The sequence below is a fragment of the Kitasatospora cheerisanensis KCTC 2395 genome (assembly GCF_000696185.1).
GTDB classification, from domain to species: domain Bacteria; phylum Actinomycetota; class Actinomycetes; order Streptomycetales; family Streptomycetaceae; genus Kitasatospora; species Kitasatospora cheerisanensis.
In genome coordinates this window covers 5,820,515-5,839,409 of the sequence record NZ_KK853997.1, presented here as the reverse complement: position 1 = coordinate 5,839,409, position 18,895 = coordinate 5,820,515, and the positions used below count along the sequence as shown (strand labels likewise).

Here is an 18,895-nt window from a genome sequence, read left to right as displayed (position 1 = left end):
TCCGCGGCGGCCTTCCGACAGTGGGACGCGGCGGGGTTGCGCCTCGGTTGCCGGCCGGCCCCGCCGGCGCCGCGCACCGGCCGCCCGGGCCGGGCGGCGGTCAGCCCCGGGCCCGCAGCGAACGCGCCTTGATCGCGGCCCGCCGTGCCTCCTTGGCGACCTTGCGGTCCAGGTGGAGGTCGCCGACGGCCTCCAGCACCTCGACCGTCAGGGGGTGCGGCACCCGCCAGACCTCGCCGAAGTAGCTGGCGGGGTTGTCGGTGACCGGCAGTTCGGCGACCATCGCCGGCAGCCCGCCGCCCTGGCCGGCGGTCAGCAGCAGCGTGGCGGCCAGCGCGTCGACCGTCCGCCAGAGCGCGGCGGAGCGTTCGGGGGCGTCCACGTCGGCGGCGCCGCGGGCGCGCAGCCATTCGCGGGCGAGGCCGCCGAGTTCGGGATCGTCGATCACCTCGCGGACGGCGGGGGCCGCGCCGTCGCCGAGCTCGCCGAGCGCGACCAGGCAGTAGTGGCGGCGCACCGGGGACTGCACGTCGCGGCCCTTCCCGCCTGCCAGCAGCTCGCGGGCGGCGTCGGCGGGGTCCTCCCGGGCGGCCAGCCAGGCCTTGAGCTCGGGTTCGGCGAACAGGCTGCCGTTCTCGGCGAGGGCGCGCAGCAGGGCGGGGCCGTCGCGGTCGGCGAGGTCGCCGGCCAGCGGGGCGTCGAAGCCGTCGGCGATCAGCCACTCGCGGACCGCGTACTGGCCGAGCGGGGTGAGCCGGACGGTGCCGAACCGGGCGGCGTCCTCGTCGGTCAGCGGCTGGTCGGTGTCGACGCCCTCCTCGTCCTGGTCGTCCTCCTCGAAGAGTTCGGGGTCGATCGGGCGGTGCTCGACCAGGCCGAGTTCGGCGAGGTCGCCGAGCATCGGGTCGAGGACGACCATCAGGTCGGTGATCTCGCCGAGCATCTCCTCGTCGGGCTCCTGCCCGTCGGGGACGACCAGCAGCGCGGCCAGCACGCCGAGCGGGACGGTCTCGGCGCCGGGCTCGGCGAACGCGGTGGCCTCGTACAGCACGTGCAGCGCCTCGTCGAGGATCTCCGCGGCCTGGTCGTGGGCGTCCTCCACCTCGGCGAGCCCGTCGGGATCCTCGGCGGCGGCGCGGACATCGCCCTCGACCACCTCGGGGTCCACCGACTCGGCCTCGGCGGCGAGTTCGCGGACCAGCTCGGCGGCGTCGAACCAGAGGCCGAGCACGGCCGCCGGGTCGCCGGCCTCGACGGCGGGCAGGTCGGGGCCGGGGATGGCGATGTGGCTGCCGTCCTCGGTGGTGCCGGTCTCCACCAGGTCGAGGTCGCAGGCCAGCGCCCAGGCGCGCATCGCCTCGACGATCTCCTCCTCGCCCGGGTCCTCGGCGCCGAGCATCCGCGCGGCGGTGGCCCGGTCCTCGGGGGCGAGGTCGCCGTGCTCGTCGACCGGCCGGTGCGGGGCGACCCAGCGGGCCAGCGCGACCACCCGGGCGATCAGCGGGACGGCGAGCGCCGCGTCGGCGAGCTCGCGGTCCGCGGGCAGCGCGATCGGCGGGATCAGCACGGCGGTGTCGTCGGGGTCCTCGTCGTCGCCGCTCTGCGCGCCGTACAGGTCCGCGAGGTCGTAGTCGGCGGGCAGCAGGCCCTCGGCGTCGGACGGCTGCTGGTCAGGGGTGAAACGGCTTCGTCCGGCCATCGCTCGCGATCTCCCGCGGTTCGTCGGAGGGCACCGCCGACCGGGGCGGTCCGACGGTGGGGCGGACGCCGGGGCATCGGCGGCGCGGGCCGAACGTGTCGGCCCGTCAACCCAGCGTATCGGCCGTCACCACCGAACGCGTGACCTGCGCGGGCGTCCCCCGAACGAGTGGGACGGTGCGGCCGAACGAGTGCCCCGGTGCACGTATCCTTCGGTGAGCGACGCGCACACCCCCGCGCGTACGCGCCCGGAGCGACGAGGCTCCGAACCCCTCAGTACCACGTGCACACCCGCGCCGACCGGGCCATGCCGCCGCGCCACCACTCCCGGCCCGGACGCGCGCCCGGCGGCGCCCGGCCACAGGAGACCCCTGCCATGGCGGACCTCTCCCCCGCCGGCCCCGGCCCGAGCCCCGCTCGCTACGCCGGCCGCCGACTGTCGGAGGCCCTGCTTCCGCTGGAACTCGCCCCCCGCGGGCAGCTCCAGCTCGCCGCGATCAGCCGCTGGAACGCGCTGCGCGGCATCCGCGTCGGCCTGGTGGCCGCCGCTCTGCTGCTGATGCTGATCGGCGCCAACCTGGTCACGCCGCTCTACCCGACCCTCCAGGTGCGGCTCGGCCTGACCCCGCTCGACACCACGGTCCTGTTCACGGTCTACGTCTTCGCCCTGGTCCCGGTGCTGGCCGCGGTCGGCCACTGGTCGGACCACCTGGGGCGGCGCGCCATGATCCTGCCCGCGGTGGCGCTGTCCGCCGCCGGCGACGTGGTGTTCGCCACCGCCGGCTCGTTCTGGCAGCTGGCCGCCGGACGCGCCGTCCAGGGCGTCGCGGTCGGCCTGTCCACCGGCGCGGCCGGCGCCGCCCTCGGCGACCTGCTGCCCGACCGGCCGACCCTGGCCGCCAAACTCACGCTGGCCTGCTCGGCCGGCGGCGTCGCGCTCGGCCCGCTGGTCGGCGCGGCCGTCGCCTCCGGCGCGAACCCGCTGCCGGGCCTGTTCCTGCCGCACGCGCTCGCGCTGCTCGCGCTGTGCGTGCCGCTGGCCCTGGTGCACCCGCGGATGCCCGGCTCGGTCCGCCCGCCGGCCTCCCCGCCGCGCGTCACCACCCCGGCCCACCTGCGTCCGCAGCGGCTGCGGCTGCCCCGCGCGGGCCGCCGCGAGTTCCTGCTCGCGGCGGGCGCGGGCTTCGTCTCGTACGCGGTCTTCGGCGTCTACCTGGCGCTCGCCCCGGCGTTCGCCGGCACCCTGCTGCACACCGAGTCCCGGATGGCGGGCGCGGCGGTGGCGGCGCTGCTGCTCGGCTCCTCGGCGGCGGCCCAGCTGCTGGTCCCGCCGACCTCCGACCGGGCCGTGGTCGCGGCCGGCCTGGCCGGTCTGGCGGTCGGCCTGGGCCTGCTCACGGCGGCCGCCGCGACCGGCGCCTCGGCGCTGCTGTTCGTCGGCAGCGTGGTCGCCGGCGTCAGCCAGGGCATCGCGTTCCGCTCGCTGTTCACGGCCTCCGTCGCGGCCCTCGACCCGGCCCGCCGCGGCAGCGAGCTCTCCGCCCTGTGGGTGATCGTCTACCTGGGCTCCTCCGCCCCGATCATCGCCGTCGGCGCCCTCACCCGCGCCTACGGCCTGCTCCCCGCCGTCACCGCCTTCGCCGTCCTCGCCGCCGCCGCCTCCCTGGCGCTGGGCGCGGCGGTCCTGCGCCGCAGGGCCTGACCGGAGGGCGCGGGCACGCGAAAAGGGGCGGGATCCGGATGGATCCCGCCCCCTTTTCGCGTCGGTGCGATCAGACGTTGAAGCCGAGCGCGCGGAGCTGGTCGCGGCCCTCGTCGGTGATCTTGTCGGGGCCCCACGGCGGCATCCAGACCCAGTTGATCCGGAGGTCCTTGACCAGGCCGTCGGTGGCGGTGCGGGCCTGGTCCTCGATGACGTCGGTGAGGGGGCAGGCGGCCGAGGTGAGGGTCATGTCGACGGTGGCGGTGTCGTCCTCGTCGATGTGCAGGCCGTAGATGAGGCCCAGGTTGACGACGTCGATGCCCAGTTCGGGGTCGACGACGTCCATCAGGGCCTCCATGAGGTCCTCGGTGGTGACGGTGCCGGCGGTGGTGAACGCACCGGGACTGTCGGTCGGCGCGGCGTCGGCCGCGACGGCCTCGGGGGTCTCGTTCTCGCTCATGTGTCCAGTGTCCTAACGGGGCGTCAGTCGGTGATCGAGGGCCGGCCGGCGAGCGCCTTGGCGGTGGCGTCCTTCCAGGCCATCCAGCCGAGCAGGGCGCACTTGACCCGGGCCGGGTACTTGGAGACCCCGGCGAACGCGACGGCGTCCTCCAGGATCTCCTCGTCGCCCTCGGACTGGCCCTTGCTCTGCATCAGTTCGAGGAAGGCCTCCTGGACCTGCTGGGCCTCGCCGACCGTCTTGCCGACCACCAGGTCGTTCAGGACGGAGGCGGAGGCCTGGCTGATCGAGCAGCCCTGCGACTCGTAGGAGACGTCCGCGACGACCGCGCCGTCGAGCTTCACCCGCAGGGTGATCTCGTCGCCGCAGGTCGGGTTGACGTGGTGCACCTCGGCGTCGCCGTCCCGCAGCCCCTTGCCGTGGGGGTTGCGGTAGTGGTCCAGGATGATCTCCTGGTACATCGAGTCGAGCTTCATGGCAGCCACCTCAGCCGAAGAAGTTGCGGACGTGGTGGAGGCCGTCGATCAGCGCGTCCACCTCGCCGGGCGTGGAGTACAGATAGAACGACGCCCTGGTGGTCGCCGGAATTCCGTACCGCAGGCACACCGGCCGTGCGCAGTGGTGGCCGACCCGGACCGCGATGCCCTGCTCGTCGAGCACCTGGCCCACGTCGTGCGGGTGGATGTCGCCCAGCGTGAACGAGATCGCCGCGCCGCGGTCGACGGCCGTGCGCGGGCCGATGATCCGCAGGTCGGGCACCTCGGCGAGGCGCTCGATGGCGTACGCGGTGATCGCGTGCTCGTGGGCGGCGACCTTGTCCATGCCGATCGCCGACAGGTAGTCGATGGCGGCGCCCAGGCCGACGGCCTGGGCGATCGGCGGGGTGCCGGCCTCGAACTTGTGCGGCGCGGGGGCGTAGGTGGACGAGCCCATGGTGACGGTCTCGATCATCTCGCCGCCGCCGAGGAACGGCGGGAGGTCCTCCAGCAGCTCCTGACGGCCCCACAGCACGCCGATGCCGGTGGGCGCGAGCATCTTGTGGCCGGTGAAGGCGACGAAGTCGGCCTCCAGCGCCTGCACGTCGAGGACGGCGTGCGGGGCGGCCTGCGAGGCGTCGATGGCGACCAGCGCGCCGACCGACTGGGCCTTGCGGACGATGGTCTCCACCGGGTTGACGGTGCCCAGCAGGTTCGACACCAGCGTGACCGAGACGATCTTCGTCTTCTCGGTGATCAGCTCGTCGATGTTGGACAGGTCGAGCCGGCCCTCGTCGGTCAGCCCGAACCACTTCAGCTTCGCGCCGGTGCGCTGCGCGAGCAGCTGCCACGGCACGATGTTGGAGTGGTGCTCCATCTCGGTGATGACGATCTCCGAGTCGGCGTCGACCCGGTACGGCTCGTCGGCCCAACCCAGCATGTTGGCAACGAGGTTGAGCGACTCCGAGGCGTTCTTGGTGAAGATCACCTCGTTCCGGCTGGGCGCGTTGACGAACGCCGCGACCTTGTCCCGGGCGCCCTCGTACAGCGCGGTGGCCTCCTCGGCCAGCACGTGCACGCCGCGGTGGACGTTGGCGTTGTGCCGCTCGTAGTAGGCGTTCAGCGCGTCCAGCACCTGGCGCGGCTTCTGCGAGGTCGCCGCGTTGTCCAGGTAGACCAGCGGCTTGCCGTCGTGCAGCACCCGCGACAGGACCGGGAAGTCCTTGCGGATGGCGTCGGTGTCGAGGAGTCCGGTCAGATGGGAATGGGTCACTCGGAAGCGCCGCCCTTCACGTAGCTCTCGTAGCCCTCTTCCTCCAGCTTGTCGGCGAGCTCGGCGCCGCCGGACTCGACGATCTTGCCGCCCGCGAAGACGTGCACGTAGTCGGGCTTGATGTAGCGCAGGATGCGGGTGTAGTGGGTGACCAGCAGGGTGCCGACCTCGCCGGTGGAACGGACCCGGTTGATGCCCTCGGAGACGATCCGCAGCGCGTCGACGTCCAGGCCGGAGTCGGTCTCGTCGAGGATCGCGACCTTCGGCTTGAGCAGCTCCAGCTGGAGGATCTCGTGGCGCTTCTTCTCACCGCCGGAGAAGCCCTCGTTGACGTTGCGCTCGGCGAACGCCGGGTCCATCTGCAGGGCGGCCATCGCCTCCTTGACCTCCTTGACCCACAGCCGCAGCTTGGGGGCCTCGCCGCGGACGGCGGTGGCGGCGGTGCGCAGGAAGTTGGAGACCGAGACGCCGGGGACCTCGACCGGGTACTGCATGGCCAGGAACAGGCCGGCCTTGGCCCGCTCGTCGACCGACATCTCCAGCACGTCCTCGCCGTCCAGCAGCACCTGGCCGCCGGTGACGGTGTACTTGGGGTGGCCGGCCAGCGAGTAGGCCAGGGTGGACTTGCCGGAGCCGTTCGGACCCATGATCGCGTGGGTCTCGCCCTGCTTGACCGTCAGGTCGACGCCCTTGAGGATCTGGCGCGGGCCGCCCTCGGCGTTGACGGAGACGTGCAGGTCGCGGATTTCAAGCGTTGCCATGGGGTACTCAGTTCTCCTGGTTGACGGAGACGAGCACATCGTCCCCTTCGATCTTTACGGGGTAGACGGCGACCGGCCTGGTCGCGGGCAGCCCGGACGGCTTTCCGGTGCGCAGGTCGAAGCTGGAGCCGTGCAGCCAGCACTCGATCATGCAGTCCTCCACCTCGCCCTCGGAGAGCGAGACGTTGGCGTGCGAGCAGATGTCGTTGATCGCGAACACGCCCTCGTCGGTGCGGACGATCGCCACCGGGACGCCGTTCAGCTCGACCTTCTTCGGCACGTCCTCCTGCAGCACGCTCAGCGCGCAGGCACGCACGTAGCCGGCGCTCATGCCACGGTCTCTTCCAGCTCGGCCTCGATCTTCGCCATCAGCCGGTCCTGGATCTCGGTGACGCCGATCTGCTGGACCAGCTCGGCGAAGAAGCCGCGCACCACCAGGCGGCGGGCCTCGTCGGCCGGGATGCCGCGGGACTGCAGGTAGAACAGCTGCTCGTCGTCGAAGCGGCCGGTCGCCGAGGCGTGGCCGGCGCCGACGATCTCGCCGGTCTCGATCTCCAGGTTGGGGACCGAGTCGACCCGGGCGCCGTCGGTGAGCACCAGGTTGCGGTTCAGCTCGTAGGTGTCGGTGCCGACCGCGGCCGCGCGGATCAGCACGTCGCCGATCCACACCGCGTGCGCGTCCTCGCCCTGCAGCGCGCCCTTGTAGGCCACGTTGGAGCGGCAGTGCGGGGTGTCGTGGTCGATGATCAGGCGGTGCTCGAGGTGCTGGCCCGCGTCGGCGAAGTACAGGCCGAACAGCTCGGCCTCGCCGCCGGGGCCCGCGTAGTTGACCCGCGGGTGCAGGCGCACCACGTCGCCGCCGAAGGTGACCACCACCGACTTGAAGGTGGCGTCCCGGCCGACCAGCGCGTTGTGCTGGGCGACGTGCACCGCGTCCCGGTCCCAGTCCTGGACGGAGACGAAGGTCAGCTTGGCGCCGTCGCCGACCAGCAGGTCGACGTTGGCGGCGCGGGTGCCGGTGCCGGTGTGGTTCAGCACCACCACGGCCTCGGCGAACGGCTTGACCTCGACCACCACGTGGCCGAAGCGGACGCCGCCCTCGCCGTGCACGTCGATCCGGACCGGCTCGGTGAGCACCGTCTCCTTGGGGACGGTCACCACCAGCGCCTCCTCGAAGGCGCTGAACGCCTGCGCGGCCACCCGGTCCACCGGGATGCCGGCCTTGCCGACACGGGCGTCGTCGCGGCCGACCAGCTCGGAGGTGACACCCTCCGGCAGGCCCAGCTCGGTCCGGGTCTCGCCCTTCACGCCGTCCAGCGCCGTGCCGTCGTGCAGGCCGGCGAGGCGGTGCAGCGGGGTGAACCGCCAGTCCTCCTCGCGGCCGGTCGGCACCGGGAAGTCGTTGACGTCGTAGGACGGCTTGACCGTGACGCGGGCGTCGATCGGCTGCCGGACGGTCTCGCGGCCGGTGCCGGGGCCGGCGAGCTGCGCGCCGGCGCCGGCGGTGCCCACCTCGATCGAACCGGCGGTGGTGGAGCCGGGGGTGTTCTGCTCAGCCATGGCTGTTCGTGTTGCTCTCTTTCGGAAATGGACGACGGACGGCGGGTGCTGACGGCGCGTCAGCCGACCGCGCCCTCCATCTGCAGCTCGATCAGCCGGTTCAGCTCCAGCGCGTACTCCATCGGCAGCTCGCGCGCGATCGGCTCGACGAAGCCGCGGACGATCATCGCCATCGCCTCGGTCTCGCTCAGGCCGCGGCTCATCAGGTAGAAGAGCTGGTCCTCGGAGACCTTGGAGACGGTCGCCTCGTGGCCCATCGACACGTCGTCCTCGCGGACGTCCACGTACGGGTAGGTGTCCGAGCGGGAGACGGTGTCGACCAGCAGCGCGTCGCACAGCACGTTCGACTTGGCGCCGTGCGAGCCCTCGCCGATCTCGATCAGGCCGCGGTAGGAGGTGCGGCCGCCGCCGCGGGCCACCGACTTGGAGACGATGTGCGACGAGGTGTTCGGCGCCATGTGGACCATCTTCGCGCCGGCGTCCTGGTGCTGGCCCTCGCCCGCGAACGCGATCGACAGCGTCTCGCCCTTGGCGTGCTCGCCCATCAGGTAGACGGCCGGGTACTTCATGGTGACCTTGGAGCCGATGTTGCCGTCGACCCACTCCATGGTCGCGCCCTCGTACGCCACGGCGCGCTTGGTGACCAGGTTGTAGACGTTGTTCGACCAGTTCTGGATGGTCGTGTAGCGGCAGCGGCCGCCCTTCTTGACGATGATCTCGACCACCGCGGAGTGCAGCGAGTCCGAGGAGTAGATCGGCGCGGTGCAGCCCTCGACGTAGTGGACGTAGGCGTCCTCGTCGACGATGATCAGCGTCCGCTCGAACTGGCCCATGTTCTCGGTGTTGATCCGGAAGTAGGCCTGCAGCGGGATGTCCACGTGCACGCCCTTCGGCACGTAGATGAACGAGCCGCCGGACCACACCGCGGTGTTCAGGGCGGCGAACTTGTTGTCGCCGGCCGGGATGACGGTGCCGAAGTACTCCTTGAACAGCTCCGGGTGCTCGCGCAGCGCGGTGTCGGTGTCCAGGAAGATGACGCCCTGCTCCTCCAGGTCCTCGCGGATCTGGTGGTAGACGACCTCGGACTCGTACTGGGCGGCGACGCCGGCGACCAGGCGCTGCTTCTCCGCCTCCGGGATGCCCAGCTTGTCGTACGTGGCCTTGATGTCGGCGGGCAGGTCCTCCCAGGACTCGGCCTGCTTCTCGGTGGAGCGCACGAAGTACTTGATGTTGTCGAAGTCGATGCCCGACAGGTCGGAGCCCCAGGTCGGCATGGGCTTCTTGCCGAACAGCTTCAGGCCCTTGAGCCGGAGGTTCAGCATCCACTCGGACTCGTTCTTCTTCGACGAGATGTCGCGGACGACCTCTTCGCTCAGGCCGCGCTTGGCGGCGGCACCGGCCGCGTCCGAGTCGGCCCAGCCGTACTCGTACGTGCCGAGGCCTTCGAGCTCGGGGTGTGCGATGTCAGTCATGCGAGGTTCCTCCGCGCGGTGGAGCCGGTTTCGTTGGGGGACGTACCGGCAGCCGGCACGGCACCGGGCGTCCGCGAGGACGACGGTGCGGCACCGGATGCCGGCACATACGTGGTGCAGACCCCGTCGCCGTGGGCGATGGTGGCCAGCCGTTGCACATGGGTGCCGAGGAGCTGCGAGAAGACCTCGGTCTCCGCCTCGCAGAGCTGCGGGAACTGCTCGGCGATGTGCGCGACCGGGCAGTGGTGCTGGCAGAGCTGCGCGCCGGCCGGGGCGGCGGGGCCGCGCCGGCGGTCGGGACCCGCCGCACCGTGGCAGCGTACCCGTCGGCGCTCAGGGCCCGGGCGAGTGCCTCGGCGCGCTGCTGGGCGTCGGCCTGCTCGACCGCGCCCTGGTACTTCCGGCCCTGCGCGGCCAGCCGGGCCCGGGCGAAGGCGGCGACCGCCTGCTCGCCCGCCTCGCCGCCGCCGGCGGCCTCCGAGATCCAGCGCAGCGCGTCGGCGGCGAGCTGGTCGTAGGCCTGGTGGAAGGCGTCCCGGCCGCCGTCGGTCAGGGCGAACACCTTGGCCGGGCGGCCCCGGCCGCGGCTGCCGTAGACCCGCTGCTCGCGGGACTCGACCAGCCCGGCGGCGGCCAGGCCGTCCAGGTGGCGGCGCACCGCGGCGGCCGTCAGGCCGAGGCGGCTGGCCAGGTCGGCGGCCGAGGACGGCCCGTGGTCGAGGATCGAACGCGCGACCCGCTCCCGGGTCGCCCGGTGGCCCTCGGAGAGCGCCTCCGCCGCCGTCGCGGGCACGTCGCAGCCGGGAGCCTCGGGCTCCTTCGGCTGGGCGGCGCGCTCGCGAAAGTTTTTCACAACACGATTGTTGCGTAATTCGGCGACAGGAAACAAGCCGTGACCCGGGTCTCACCGGTGGCTTCCGTCACGGAAGGCAAGCCTTACCTGAAAGACGGCGTGAGCTGCTCCTACACTCGCCGGTATGCATGCAGACCCCGCCGTCGAGGTGACCGGACTGGTCAAGCGGTACGGCGACAAGACCGCCGTGGACGGCCTGGACCTGGCCATCGCGCGCGGCTCCGTCACCGCGGTGCTCGGCCCCAACGGCGCGGGCAAGACCACCACGATCGAGACCTGCGAGGGCTACCGCCGCCCCGACGCGGGCACCGTCCGGGTCCTCGGCCTGGACCCGGTGGCGCAGGCCGGCCGGCTCAGGCCGCGGATCGGCGTGATGCTCCAGTCCGGCGGCGTGTACGCCGGTGCGCGCGCCCTCGAAATGCTCCGCCACACCGCCGCGCTGTACGCGGACCCGCTGCCGGTCGGCCCGCTCGCCGAGCGCCTCGGCCTGGACTCCTGCGGCCGCACCCCCTACCGCCGGCTCTCCGGCGGCCAGCAGCAGCGCCTCGCGCTCGCCATGGCCGTGGTCGGCCGCCCCGAACTGGTCTTCCTGGACGAGCCCACCGCCGGCCTCGACCCGCAGGCCCGCCGCGCCACCTGGGAGCTGGTCTCCGAACTGCGCGCCGCCGGCGTCACCGTCGTCCTCACCACGCACCAGATGGACGAGGCCGAGCAGCTCGCCGACGACGTCGCGATCGTCGACCGCGGCCGGGTGATCGCCCAGGGCTCCCCCGACGAGCTGCGCGGCTCCGACGCCCAGCTGCGCTTCGACGGCCCCGCCGGGCTCGACCTGGCCGGCCTGCGCAAGGTGCTCCCCGACGCGGCCTCGGTCACCGAGGCCGCCCCCGGCTCCTACCGGGTCGAGGCCGCCCTGGACGCCGCCCTGCTCGCCGCCGTCACCGGCTGGTGCGCCGACGCCGGGGTGATGCCCGACAAGCTCGCGGTGCAGCGCCGCAGCCTCGAAGACGTCTTCCTCGACCTGACCGGACGGGAACTGCGATGACCGCCACCGACCTCACCCCCCGCCCGGGCGCCGCCCCGGTCGGCCGGATGCTGCTCGCGCAGACCGCCCTGGAGACCAGGATGCTGCTGCGCAACGGCGAGCAGCTGCTGCTCACCGTGGTCATCCCGACCGTGCTGCTGGTGCTGTTCTCCGCCGTCGACGTGGTCGCCGTGGACGGCCCCGGCAAGCGGGTCGACTTCCTCGCCCCCGGCCTGCTGGCGCTCGCCGTGATGTCCACCGCCTTCACCGGCCAGGCCATCGCCACCGGTTTCGAGCGCCGCTACGGCGTCCTCAAGCGCCTGGGCGCGACTCCGCTGCCGCGCTGGGCGCTGCTCACCGCGAAGACCGGCTGCGTGCTGGTCACCGAGCTGCTCCAGGTGCTGCTGCTGTCCGCGATCGCGCTGGGCCTCGGCTGGTCGCCGCACGGCAACCCGCTGGCGGTGCTGCTCCTGCTGGTGCTCGGCACCGCCGCGTTCTCCGGCCTCGGCCTGCTGATGGCGGGCACCCTGCGCGCGGAGGCCACGCTGGCCGGCGCGAACCTGGTGTTCATACTCCTGCTGCTGGCCGGCGGCGTGGTCGTCCCGCTGTCGAAGTTCCCGGACGCGGTGCGCCCGGTGCTGGAGCTGCTGCCGATCTCGGCGCTCTCCGACGGCCTGCGCTCGGTCCTGCAACTGGGCCACGGCACGCCGTGGGCGGACCTCGGCATCCTCGCCGTCTGGTCGGTGCTCGGCCTGGCCGCCGCCGCCCGCTTCTTCCGCTGGGAGTAGCCCGCACGCGAGGGCCCCCGGGGACGGCCGTCCCCGGGGCCTTCCGCTGCCCGCGGTCAGGAGGAGGCGCCGGCCTTCCTGCGGCGCGCCGCCCAGACGATCCCGCCGCCCGCGGCGAGCACCAGCGCGCCGCCGATGCTCAGCGGCACCAGGCCCTCGGCGCCGGTGAACGCCAGCCCGCCGCCCCCGCCCGAGCCGCCGGAGCCGCCGCTGCCGCCGCCGTGGCTCGCGGACGGCGCGGGGCTCACGCCGGCCGGCCCGCTCGGCGCCGGGCTGCCCGAGCCGCTCGGGGCGGGCGACCCGGTGCCGCCGCCGGGGGTCGTGGCGCTGCCCGACGGCGACGGGCCCGGCGAGCCGCCGGTGCCGGTCGACGGCGTCGGCGAGGGCGAGGTCGGCGGCACGGTGGTGCCGGGCAGGCAGCCCGAGAACGGGTAGTGGTGGGTCTCGGCGCCGCCGCTGCCGGTCAGCGACTTCGCCCACACCGAGCCGTTCACCGGGCCGCCCTTGCCCAGGTCGAACGCCGCGTTCGGGGCCAGGATGCTGCCCGGCCAGGCGTTGCCGCTGTGCTTGACGATCCTGGTGGCGGTGGGGAAGTTCCACAGCAACCTGGCGCGCTCGGCGCCGCCGTCCGCGGACTGCAGCTTGTCGTCCAGCACGTACGCCTTCTTGGCGTTGTCCCAGATCAGGAAGCCGCTGGTGGGGGCCTTGGTCTGGTCGTAGCCGCCGCCGGTGACGGTGATCACGGTGGAGGAGCCGGCCGGGACCTTCAGGTAGATCTCGGCGGCCTTCTGCAGGGTGTCCGCCGACACCGTGAAGAAGTTGGCCCTGGCGTCGCCGCCGGTGAAGGTCAGCCGGTTGCCGTCCACGGTGGGGGCGGCGCCCGCGGTCTTCGCCAGTTCGGTGGAGAGCGTGCGCAGCTTGGCGAACTCGGCGGCGAAGTCGATCGGGCTGGGGCCCTTGGTGACGCCCTCCAGCTGGCCGCCGCCGATCACCTGGCCGGCCACCACGCCCTTGCCCTTCATCACCTGGACGTGGGCGCCGTTCTGGATCAGGTTGCCGCCGACCACCAGGGCGTTGCCGCCGGGCAGGGCGGCCACCTCGGCGGCGGTGAGCTCGTTGCCGACGGTGAAGCCGCCGTGGCTGAAATCGGCGTTCCCGCCGACCGCGACCGCGCCCTCGGCGTCCGGGCTGTGAGTGTCGTCGCCCTCGATGAACTCGCCGTACTTGCCGGCGACGCCGAGGTTGAAGCAGGTGCCCTCACCGGGGGCGGCGGCCGCGGTCGGGACGACCAGGGCCGCGAGGGCGAGGGAGCCACCGAGCGCCACGGTGGCAGCGGATATGGACGTGCGCATGTGCAGGACTCCGCGGGTGGGTGCGGGCAGGAGAGATGAGCCCAAGCTGTGAAAGGTATGGACCAAAGCGCACTCTTTCGGCCATTCGGTGAAGAGGTCAAGACCAATGACCGGACACGCTCGAAAGCAGCCGTTTTGTCCGCGTGTCCCCCGAAACGCCCGCACCACCGGACCGTCGGCAGGGCGCCGTGTAAAGCCCGCCTACCATGGTCCGGTGACCAACCCGTTCTCCCTCCTCGCCGAGCGCTGGCATCCGAGCCCCCAGCACGTCCGCCGGGCGGCCATGGCCGCCGTGGTGATGAGCGTGGTGATCGTGGTCACCGGCGGCGCCGTCCGGCTGACCGACTCCGGCCTCGGCTGCACCACCTGGCCGACCTGCACCGACGGCAGCGTGACCCCGACGCCCGCGATGGGCATCCACGGCGTCATCGAGTTCACCAACCGGATGCTCACCTACGTGCTGTCCGCCGCGGTCGGCTGGTTCATCCTGGCCGCCCGCTGCTCCAAGCCGTGGCGGCACTCGCTGACCCGGCTCGGCTGGGCGCAGTTCTGGCTGGTGATGTCGAACGCGGTGATCGGCGGCATCACGGTGCTGACCCACCTCAACCCGTACGTGGTCGGCCTGCACATGGTCGCCGCGCTGGGCCTGGTGTGGACGGCGGTGCTCGGCTGGGAGCGGTCCAAGGAGGGCGACGGCGAGCCGCGGCTGCTGGTCGCCCCGGCGATCCACCGCTTCGCGCAGGTGCTGGTGGCCTCGATCGGCGCGCTCGCCCTGGTCGGCACCCTGGTCACCGGCGCGGGCCACCACCCCGGCTCGGCCGGCACCCCCCGGATCACCATGGACTACGACCGCCTCACCCAGGCCCACGCCGACCTGGTGTTCCTGTCGGTCGGCCTGACGCTGGCCGCGGTGCTGGTGTTCGCCGCCGTGAAGGCCCCGGCGGCGGCCCGCGCCCGGGTGTACGAGCTGTTCGGCCTGCTGCTGCTGCAGGGCGTGCTCGGCTTCGTCCAGTACTTCACGGACGCCCCGGAGATCATGGTCGGCCTGCACATGCTGGGCGCGGCCGTGATCTGGGGCGCCGCGCTGCGCGTCCCGCTGGCGCTGCGCAGCCGCTCCGGCATCCCGGCCCAGGCCACCGCCCCGGACGCCGAACTGGTCGCCTGAGCGGGCGCCGGACCCCGGAACGCAGCGAAGAGGAGCGCGGACGGATCGTCCGCGCTCCTCTTCGTGCTGCCGGCCGGCCGGCGGTCAGATCTGGATGCCCGCCATGCGCTTCCACTCGTACGGGCCGGTCTTCACCTTCAGGCCCAGCTCGCCCTCGAAGTCGTCGTGCAGGGTGAGCCCGGCGAGTTCGGCGGCCCGGCGGCCGATCGCGTAGGTCGGGGCGACCTGGTCGCCCCAGGTGCCGTCGGCGCCGACCACGACGATCCGGGTGGCGGTGCGGCCGACGTACTCGACGACCCCGTCCGCGCTGCCGCCGTGCTGCGCGGCGAAGCTGGTGAGGTGCTTGGCAATGCGCTTGGCGCGGCGCTCGACGCGGGCGTCCGGCGCGGCGGTGGTGGCGGTCTCTGCGCTGGTCATGCCCGCATGCTACCGACCGGTAGCGCCGGTGGCGACGGCGGCGCCCTGTGCCGACGGCCACATGGCGGGCAGCGGCAGCTCGCCGGCCCCGGCGTAGGCCAGCGCGAAGGCGGCGCCCTCCGGTCCGGGGGCGGCGATCCGCCGGATCCGCTCCAGGCGCAGCCGCAGCGCGAACTCCCGCTGCGCGGGCGGCAGCCCGGCGGGCAGGTGGAGCAGGTCGAGCAGCTGGTCGGAGAACTCCTGGGTCTGCCAGGCGGCGTCCAGCCGGCGCCGCTGGTAGCCGTCCAGGCCGGTGGGGTCGCCGTCCAGCAGCTCGGCGAGCAGGCAGGCGGCCAGGTCGGCGGCGTCGGCGACGGCCGAGTTGAGGCCCTTGGCGCCGGACGGGGTGACGGTGTGCGCGGCGTCCCCGGCCAGCAGCAGCCGGCCGGCCCGCATCCGGTGGGCGACCCGGCCGCGCATCCGCAGCATGCCGGTCTCCAGCAGCGCGCCGAGGGCCGGGTCCTCGCCGCCGAGCTCCAGCCGGCGTCCGAGTTCGGCGCGGATCCGCCGCTCGTCCCAGCCGGCCGGGTCCTCGTCGGCGGGCACCTCCAGGTAGAAGCGCCCGACGTCGGCGGTGCGCGGCATCATTCCGGCGAACCCGTCGGCGTGCACCGCGTAGCGGATCTGCTCGACCGGCCGGGAGATCCGGGCCAGCACCGTCAGCCAGTCGTACGGGTAGCGCCGCCCGGGCCCGGTGTCGCCGTCGGGGAAGGCGGCGGCGACCACGCTGTGCGCGCCGTCGCAGCCGATCGCGTACTCGGCGCGCAGCGGGCCGTCGGCGGTGTCCAGCACCGGGCGGCCGTCGGCGTCCGCGGTGACGGACCGCACCGGCCGCTCGAAGGCGATCGCGCCGCCGTCCCGCTCGTACCCGGCGATCAGGTCGCGCAGCAGCAGCTGCTGCGGGTACACCCAGTGCCGGACGCCGCCGGACAGCACGCCGTAGTCGACCAGCACGTTCTCGCCCAGGCAGGTGATCTCGCACCGGCCGTGCCGCTCGCCCTCGGCGGTCAGCCGGTCGGCCAGGCCGAGCGCCCGCAGGTACTCCACCACCCGGTGCTCCAGCACCCCGGCCCGGGCGGCGCTCTCGACGGCGGCCCGGGACTGCCGCTCGTGGACGGTGACGGCGATCCCGGCCCGGTGCAGCACGTGGGCGAGGACCAGGCCGGCCGGCCCGGCGCCGACGATCGCAACGGTGGTGGTGCGGGGGGTCATCGGCTGCCTCCGGCGGCGAGCAGTGCGGCGGCGGGTGCGGCGGGCACCACGGCGGGGTCGAAGGTCTCGGTGACGGCGGCCAGCGGCTGCTGCCCGTGCCACATCAGGTAGGTCTTGTAGGCGGCGTCCGCGCCGTCCCAGTCGCGCACGCCGGCGTCCAGCACGGTGCGCCGGTGGGCGGTACCGGCGGCCCGCAGGGCGGCGCCGATCGGCGCGTCGGGGTCGGTCAGGCACTCCTCGGCGGCGGCGGACAGCCCGGGCCGGGCGACCACCACGTTGCGCGACAGCTCTGCGCCGTCCGGCCCGGTGAGCACCGAGCGGCGGACGATCAGCTCCTCGTCCGCGCCGGCCCGCAGCAGCACGGCGGCCCCGGTGGGCGCGCCGACGGCGGCCACCCGCCGGTGCTCCGCTCCCCCGACCCGCACCGGGCCGCCGGTCCAGGCGGACAGCAGGGTGGTAGTGAGGCCGTCCGAGGCCAGCAGGAGCCGGGTGGGCGCGGCGGCGAAGGCGCCGACCCGGCAGGCGAGTTCGGCGGGCTCCCGGGCCCGGAACAGGTGTCCGGACACGACGACGGACGGCAGCGGCATCGGTTCCCCCGAAAAGATGACGACAGGATCACGGCGGTGGCCGACCCTACTGGAGAACTGTTTCCGCTGACGAAACGTCACCCCATGCGCGGGCAAAGCCGCGCGGCCCGCGCCCCCGCAGCGTGAATACTGGCCCTCGTGAACGATTTCCGTGGCTGGCCGGCCGAGGCCCTGGAGTTCTACGAGCACCTGGAGGCCGACAACTCCAGGACCTTCTGGACGGAGCACCGCGCCCGCTACGAGGAGCAGGTGCGCGCCCCGATGGAGGCGCTGCTGGCCCGGCTGGAGCCCGAGTTCGGGCCGGGAAAGATCTTCCGGCCCCACCGGGACGTCCGGTTCTCCGCCGACAAGTCGCCCTACAAGACGCACATCGGCGCGGTCCTGGAGTCCGGCGGCTACGTGCAGCTGTCCGCCGACGGGCTGGCCTGCGGGCTGGGCTACTACCATCTGGCGAGCGACCAGCTGGCGGCCTACCGGACCGCGGTCGCCGAGGACGTGACGGGCGCCGAGCTGGAGCGGGTGGTGGCGGCCGTGCGCGGCGCCGGGCCGGAGGTGGTCGGCCGGGACAGCCTGAAGACCGCGCCGCGCGGATACCCGAAGGACCACCCGCGGATCGAGCTGCTGCGCCACAAGGGCCTGATCGCCTGGCAGCAGTGGGAGCCCGCCCCGTGGCTGGGCACCGCCGGGGCCTGCGACCGGGTGGTGGAGTTCCTGCACGCGGCGGCGCCGCTGCACGCCTGGCTGGAGAACCACGTCGGCCCCAGCGGGCTTGCGCCGCGCTGAGGCCGAGGGGGTGTCGAGAGGCCGGGTCAGCCGATGAACGGGTCGATCGCGACTTCGAGGAACAGCAGCGTCAGGTAGGTGATCGACCAGTGGAACAGCCGCATCTCCTTGAGCTTGGCGCCCACGATGCCGGCCTTGGCGCGCGACTGGAGCGCGTACGCCTCCTTCATCCACAGCGCGCCGAGCACGACCGCGGTGGCCGGGTACAGCCAACTGGTGTGCGCGACCGGCCACAGCAGCAGCGAGGTCGCCACCATCACCCAGGAGTAGGCCACGACCTGCTTGGCCACCCCGATGTTGCCGCGGATCACCGGCAGCATCGGCACGCCGGCCCGGGTGTAGTCGTCGCGGACCTTCATCGACAGCACCCAGGTGTGCGGCGGCGTCCAGAAGAACACCACCAGGAACAGCAGCACCGCCGACCAGGACAGCGAGTTGGTGACGGACGCCCAGCCGACGAACACCGGCATGCAGCCGGCGATGCCGCCCCAGACGACGTTCTGCGCGGTGCGCCGCTTCAGGCCCAGCGTGTACACGAAGACGTAGAACAGCAGCGCGGCCAGCGCGAGCGCCGACGACAGCCAGTTGACCAGGACGCCGAGCCAGACCGTGGAGACCACGGCCAGCGTGATGCCGAAGACCACGGCTTCGCGCGGGGAGACCATGCCGGTGACGATCGGGCGCCGCTCGGTGCGGGACATCACCGCGTCGATGTCGCGGTCGATGTACATGTTGAGCGCGTTGGCGCCGCCCGCCGACAGGTAGCCGCCGACCACCACCGCGAGGACCCGCCACAGGTTCGGCACGCCGTCCTGGGCCAGGAACATCACCGGCACCGTGGAGATCAGCAGCAGCTCGATGATCCGGGGTTTGGTGAGGGCGACGAAGGCCCCGACGCGGGCCCCGAGCGGCCGGGGCGCGGTCCTCGTCCCCACCACCCCGGCGGGGCGGGATTCGACGGCGGTCACGGACACCTCAACAGTCGATGAACTTCCACAGGCGTCCCGGAGACCCGCAGGGTGCCCACCGTCCGCGCTGCGCGTACCACGCAACCATAGACGTTCCATATCTCCCGATCCGCCCCGGGGTCCCCCGGCGAGCCGCAGGTGCTCGCGTCTTGCCCCTCGGACGCGCGAACCCTCCCTAGACGGGTGAGGGTAGGACAGGGCAGTTGACGGCACGCCAGGGGAATGCGACGCCGCCGGTCCACGTTGCCCGGCACGCAGGGTGAGGGGCCCCGCAAACGGTAGGCTCGCACAGAGAAGCGGGATCAACC

Annotated in this window: 18 protein-coding genes and 1 pseudogene; 5 read left to right on the top strand and 14 right to left on the bottom strand. The window is 73.3% G+C overall.

The window, feature by feature from the left end:
- Positions 1-100: 100 nt before the first annotated feature.
- Positions 101-1,699 carry a hypothetical protein gene (locus KCH_RS26365; RefSeq protein ID WP_051653470.1) on the bottom strand — a complete coding sequence of 533 codons (1,599 nt, stop codon included), beginning with the start codon at positions 1,697-1,699 and terminating at the stop codon, positions 101-103.
- Positions 1,700-2,074: 375 nt separating this feature from the next.
- Between KCH_RS26365 and KCH_RS26360 the strand changes: the two genes are divergently transcribed.
- The gene (locus KCH_RS26360; protein ID WP_051653469.1) at positions 2,075-3,400 is read left to right on the top strand and encodes an MFS transporter; all 1,326 of its coding nucleotides are present in this window, start codon (positions 2,075-2,077) and stop codon (positions 3,398-3,400) included.
- 70 nt (positions 3,401-3,470) lie between these two features.
- On the opposite strand, the gene KCH_RS26355 is transcribed toward KCH_RS26360, so the two are convergent.
- From KCH_RS26355 to KCH_RS26320, 8 genes and pseudogenes are all read right to left on the bottom strand, one after another.
- Entirely contained in the window at positions 3,471-3,758 is a 288-nt protein-coding gene (locus tag KCH_RS26355; RefSeq protein ID WP_051055973.1) for a metal-sulfur cluster assembly factor, read from the bottom strand.
- A 125-nt stretch (positions 3,759-3,883) separates the two neighbouring features.
- Positions 3,884-4,336: a Fe-S cluster assembly sulfur transfer protein SufU gene (gene sufU / locus KCH_RS26350; protein WP_035867078.1), complete on the bottom strand. Its 453-nt coding sequence runs from the start codon at positions 4,334-4,336 to the stop codon at positions 3,884-3,886.
- A 10-nt stretch (positions 4,337-4,346) separates the two neighbouring features.
- On the bottom strand, positions 4,347-5,609 hold the full coding sequence (locus tag KCH_RS26345; protein WP_035867077.1) for a cysteine desulfurase: 1,263 nt from the start codon (positions 5,607-5,609) through the stop codon (positions 4,347-4,349).
- A complete protein-coding gene (sufC, locus tag KCH_RS26340) occupies positions 5,606-6,370 on the bottom strand; it encodes a Fe-S cluster assembly ATPase SufC (protein ID WP_035867075.1) in 765 nt (254 codons plus the stop codon). Before sufC ends, KCH_RS26345 begins: the two co-directional genes overlap by 4 nt.
- A gap of 7 nt (positions 6,371-6,377) precedes the next feature.
- Positions 6,378-6,701 (bottom strand): non-heme iron oxygenase ferredoxin subunit, encoded by a 324-nt coding sequence (locus tag KCH_RS26335; RefSeq protein ID WP_035867074.1) that lies wholly within the window; start codon positions 6,699-6,701, stop codon positions 6,378-6,380.
- Positions 6,698-7,930: a Fe-S cluster assembly protein SufD gene (gene sufD, locus KCH_RS26330; RefSeq protein WP_035867073.1), complete on the bottom strand. Its 1,233-nt coding sequence runs from the start codon at positions 7,928-7,930 to the stop codon at positions 6,698-6,700. Before sufD ends, KCH_RS26335 begins: the two co-directional genes overlap by 4 nt.
- 59 nt (positions 7,931-7,989) lie before the next feature.
- Positions 7,990-9,402, bottom strand: coding sequence for a Fe-S cluster assembly protein SufB (gene sufB / locus KCH_RS26325; RefSeq protein WP_035867071.1), 1,413 nt, complete (start codon positions 9,400-9,402; stop codon positions 7,990-7,992).
- Positions 9,399-10,255, bottom strand: a pseudogene (locus tag KCH_RS26320) (helix-turn-helix transcriptional regulator). Before KCH_RS26320 ends, sufB begins: the two are co-directional and overlap by 4 nt.
- A 124-nt stretch (positions 10,256-10,379) precedes the next feature.
- Here KCH_RS26320 and KCH_RS26315 point away from each other — a divergent pair.
- Together KCH_RS26315 and KCH_RS26310 are read left to right on the top strand one after the other, a co-directional pair.
- Positions 10,380-11,297: an ABC transporter ATP-binding protein gene (locus KCH_RS26315; protein ID WP_035867069.1), complete on the top strand. Its 918-nt coding sequence runs from the start codon at positions 10,380-10,382 to the stop codon at positions 11,295-11,297.
- Positions 11,294-12,064 carry an ABC transporter permease gene (locus tag KCH_RS26310; RefSeq protein WP_035867067.1) on the top strand — a complete coding sequence of 257 codons (771 nt, stop codon included), beginning with the start codon at positions 11,294-11,296 and terminating at the stop codon, positions 12,062-12,064. The genes KCH_RS26315 and KCH_RS26310 overlap by 4 nt, the downstream gene beginning before the upstream one ends.
- Positions 12,065-12,120: 56 nt before the next feature.
- On the opposite strand, the gene KCH_RS26305 is transcribed toward KCH_RS26310, so the two are convergent.
- A complete protein-coding gene (locus tag KCH_RS26305; RefSeq protein ID WP_035867066.1) occupies positions 12,121-13,416 on the bottom strand; it encodes a choice-of-anchor A family protein in 1,296 nt (431 codons plus the stop codon).
- A gap of 106 nt (positions 13,417-13,522) precedes the next feature.
- On the opposite strand from KCH_RS26305, the gene KCH_RS26300 reads away from it, so the two are divergent.
- The gene (locus KCH_RS26300) at positions 13,523-14,581 is read left to right on the top strand and encodes a COX15/CtaA family protein (RefSeq protein ID WP_084223930.1); all 1,059 of its coding nucleotides are present in this window, start codon (positions 13,523-13,525) and stop codon (positions 14,579-14,581) included.
- 84 nt (positions 14,582-14,665) lie between these two features.
- Here KCH_RS26300 and KCH_RS26295 read toward each other — a convergent pair whose 3' ends face one another.
- The 3 genes from KCH_RS26295 to KCH_RS37835 are packed head-to-tail and all read right to left on the bottom strand — an operon-like array spanning position 14,666 to position 16,836.
- Positions 14,666-14,998 carry a hypothetical protein gene (locus KCH_RS26295; protein ID WP_035867061.1) on the bottom strand — a complete coding sequence of 111 codons (333 nt, stop codon included), beginning with the start codon at positions 14,996-14,998 and terminating at the stop codon, positions 14,666-14,668.
- 9 nt (positions 14,999-15,007) lie between these two features.
- A complete protein-coding gene (locus tag KCH_RS26290; RefSeq protein WP_035867060.1) occupies positions 15,008-16,249 on the bottom strand; it encodes an FAD-dependent monooxygenase in 1,242 nt (413 codons plus the stop codon).
- Complete coding sequence (locus tag KCH_RS37835) at positions 16,246-16,836, bottom strand: chorismate pyruvate-lyase family protein (RefSeq protein ID WP_051653468.1); 591 nt, start codon at positions 16,834-16,836, stop codon at positions 16,246-16,248. The genes KCH_RS26290 and KCH_RS37835 overlap by 4 nt, the downstream gene beginning before the upstream one ends.
- Before the next feature lie 138 nt (positions 16,837-16,974).
- Here KCH_RS37835 and KCH_RS26280 point away from each other — a divergent pair, with 138 nt between their 5' ends.
- Positions 16,975-17,619, top strand: coding sequence for a DUF2461 domain-containing protein (locus KCH_RS26280; RefSeq protein WP_035867059.1), 645 nt, complete (start codon positions 16,975-16,977; stop codon positions 17,617-17,619).
- A gap of 26 nt (positions 17,620-17,645) precedes the next feature.
- Here KCH_RS26280 and KCH_RS26275 read toward each other — a convergent pair whose 3' ends face one another.
- Positions 17,646-18,587: a heme o synthase gene (locus KCH_RS26275; RefSeq protein ID WP_035873795.1), complete on the bottom strand. Its 942-nt coding sequence runs from the start codon at positions 18,585-18,587 to the stop codon at positions 17,646-17,648.
- Positions 18,588-18,895 lie beyond the last annotated feature (308 nt).

Coding starts and splice junctions, on each gene's coding strand:
- KCH_RS26365 (WP_051653470.1), bottom strand. CDS start 1,699: ATGGCCGGACGAAGCCGTTTCACCCCTGACCAGCAGCCGTCCGACGCC.
- KCH_RS26360 (WP_051653469.1), top strand. CDS start 2,075: ATGGCGGACCTCTCCCCCGCCGGCCCCGGCCCGAGCCCCGCTCGCTAC.
- KCH_RS26355 (WP_051055973.1), bottom strand. CDS start 3,758: ATGGAGGCCCTGATGGACGTCGTCGACCCCGAACTGGGCATCGACGTC.
- sufU (WP_035867078.1), bottom strand. CDS start 4,336: ATGAAGCTCGACTCGATGTACCAGGAGATCATCCTGGACCACTACCGC.
- sufC (WP_035867075.1), bottom strand. CDS start 6,370: ATGGCAACGCTTGAAATCCGCGACCTGCACGTCTCCGTCAACGCCGAG.
- KCH_RS26335 (WP_035867074.1), bottom strand. CDS start 6,701: ATGAGCGCCGGCTACGTGCGTGCCTGCGCGCTGAGCGTGCTGCAGGAG.
- sufD (WP_035867073.1), bottom strand. CDS start 7,930: ATGGCTGAGCAGAACACCCCCGGCTCCACCACCGCCGGTTCGATCGAG.
- sufB (WP_035867071.1), bottom strand. CDS start 9,402: ATGACTGACATCGCACACCCCGAGCTCGAAGGCCTCGGCACGTACGAG.
- KCH_RS26315 (WP_035867069.1), top strand. CDS start 10,380: ATGCATGCAGACCCCGCCGTCGAGGTGACCGGACTGGTCAAGCGGTAC.
- KCH_RS26310 (WP_035867067.1), top strand. CDS start 11,294: ATGACCGCCACCGACCTCACCCCCCGCCCGGGCGCCGCCCCGGTCGGC.
- KCH_RS26305 (WP_035867066.1), bottom strand. CDS start 13,416: ATGCGCACGTCCATATCCGCTGCCACCGTGGCGCTCGGTGGCTCCCTC.
- KCH_RS26300 (WP_084223930.1), top strand. CDS start 13,523: ATGACCGGACACGCTCGAAAGCAGCCGTTTTGTCCGCGTGTCCCCCGA.
- KCH_RS26295 (WP_035867061.1), bottom strand. CDS start 14,998: ATGACCAGCGCAGAGACCGCCACCACCGCCGCGCCGGACGCCCGCGTC.
- KCH_RS26290 (WP_035867060.1), bottom strand. CDS start 16,249: ATGACCCCCCGCACCACCACCGTTGCGATCGTCGGCGCCGGGCCGGCC.
- KCH_RS37835 (WP_051653468.1), bottom strand. CDS start 16,836: ATGCCGCTGCCGTCCGTCGTCGTGTCCGGACACCTGTTCCGGGCCCGG.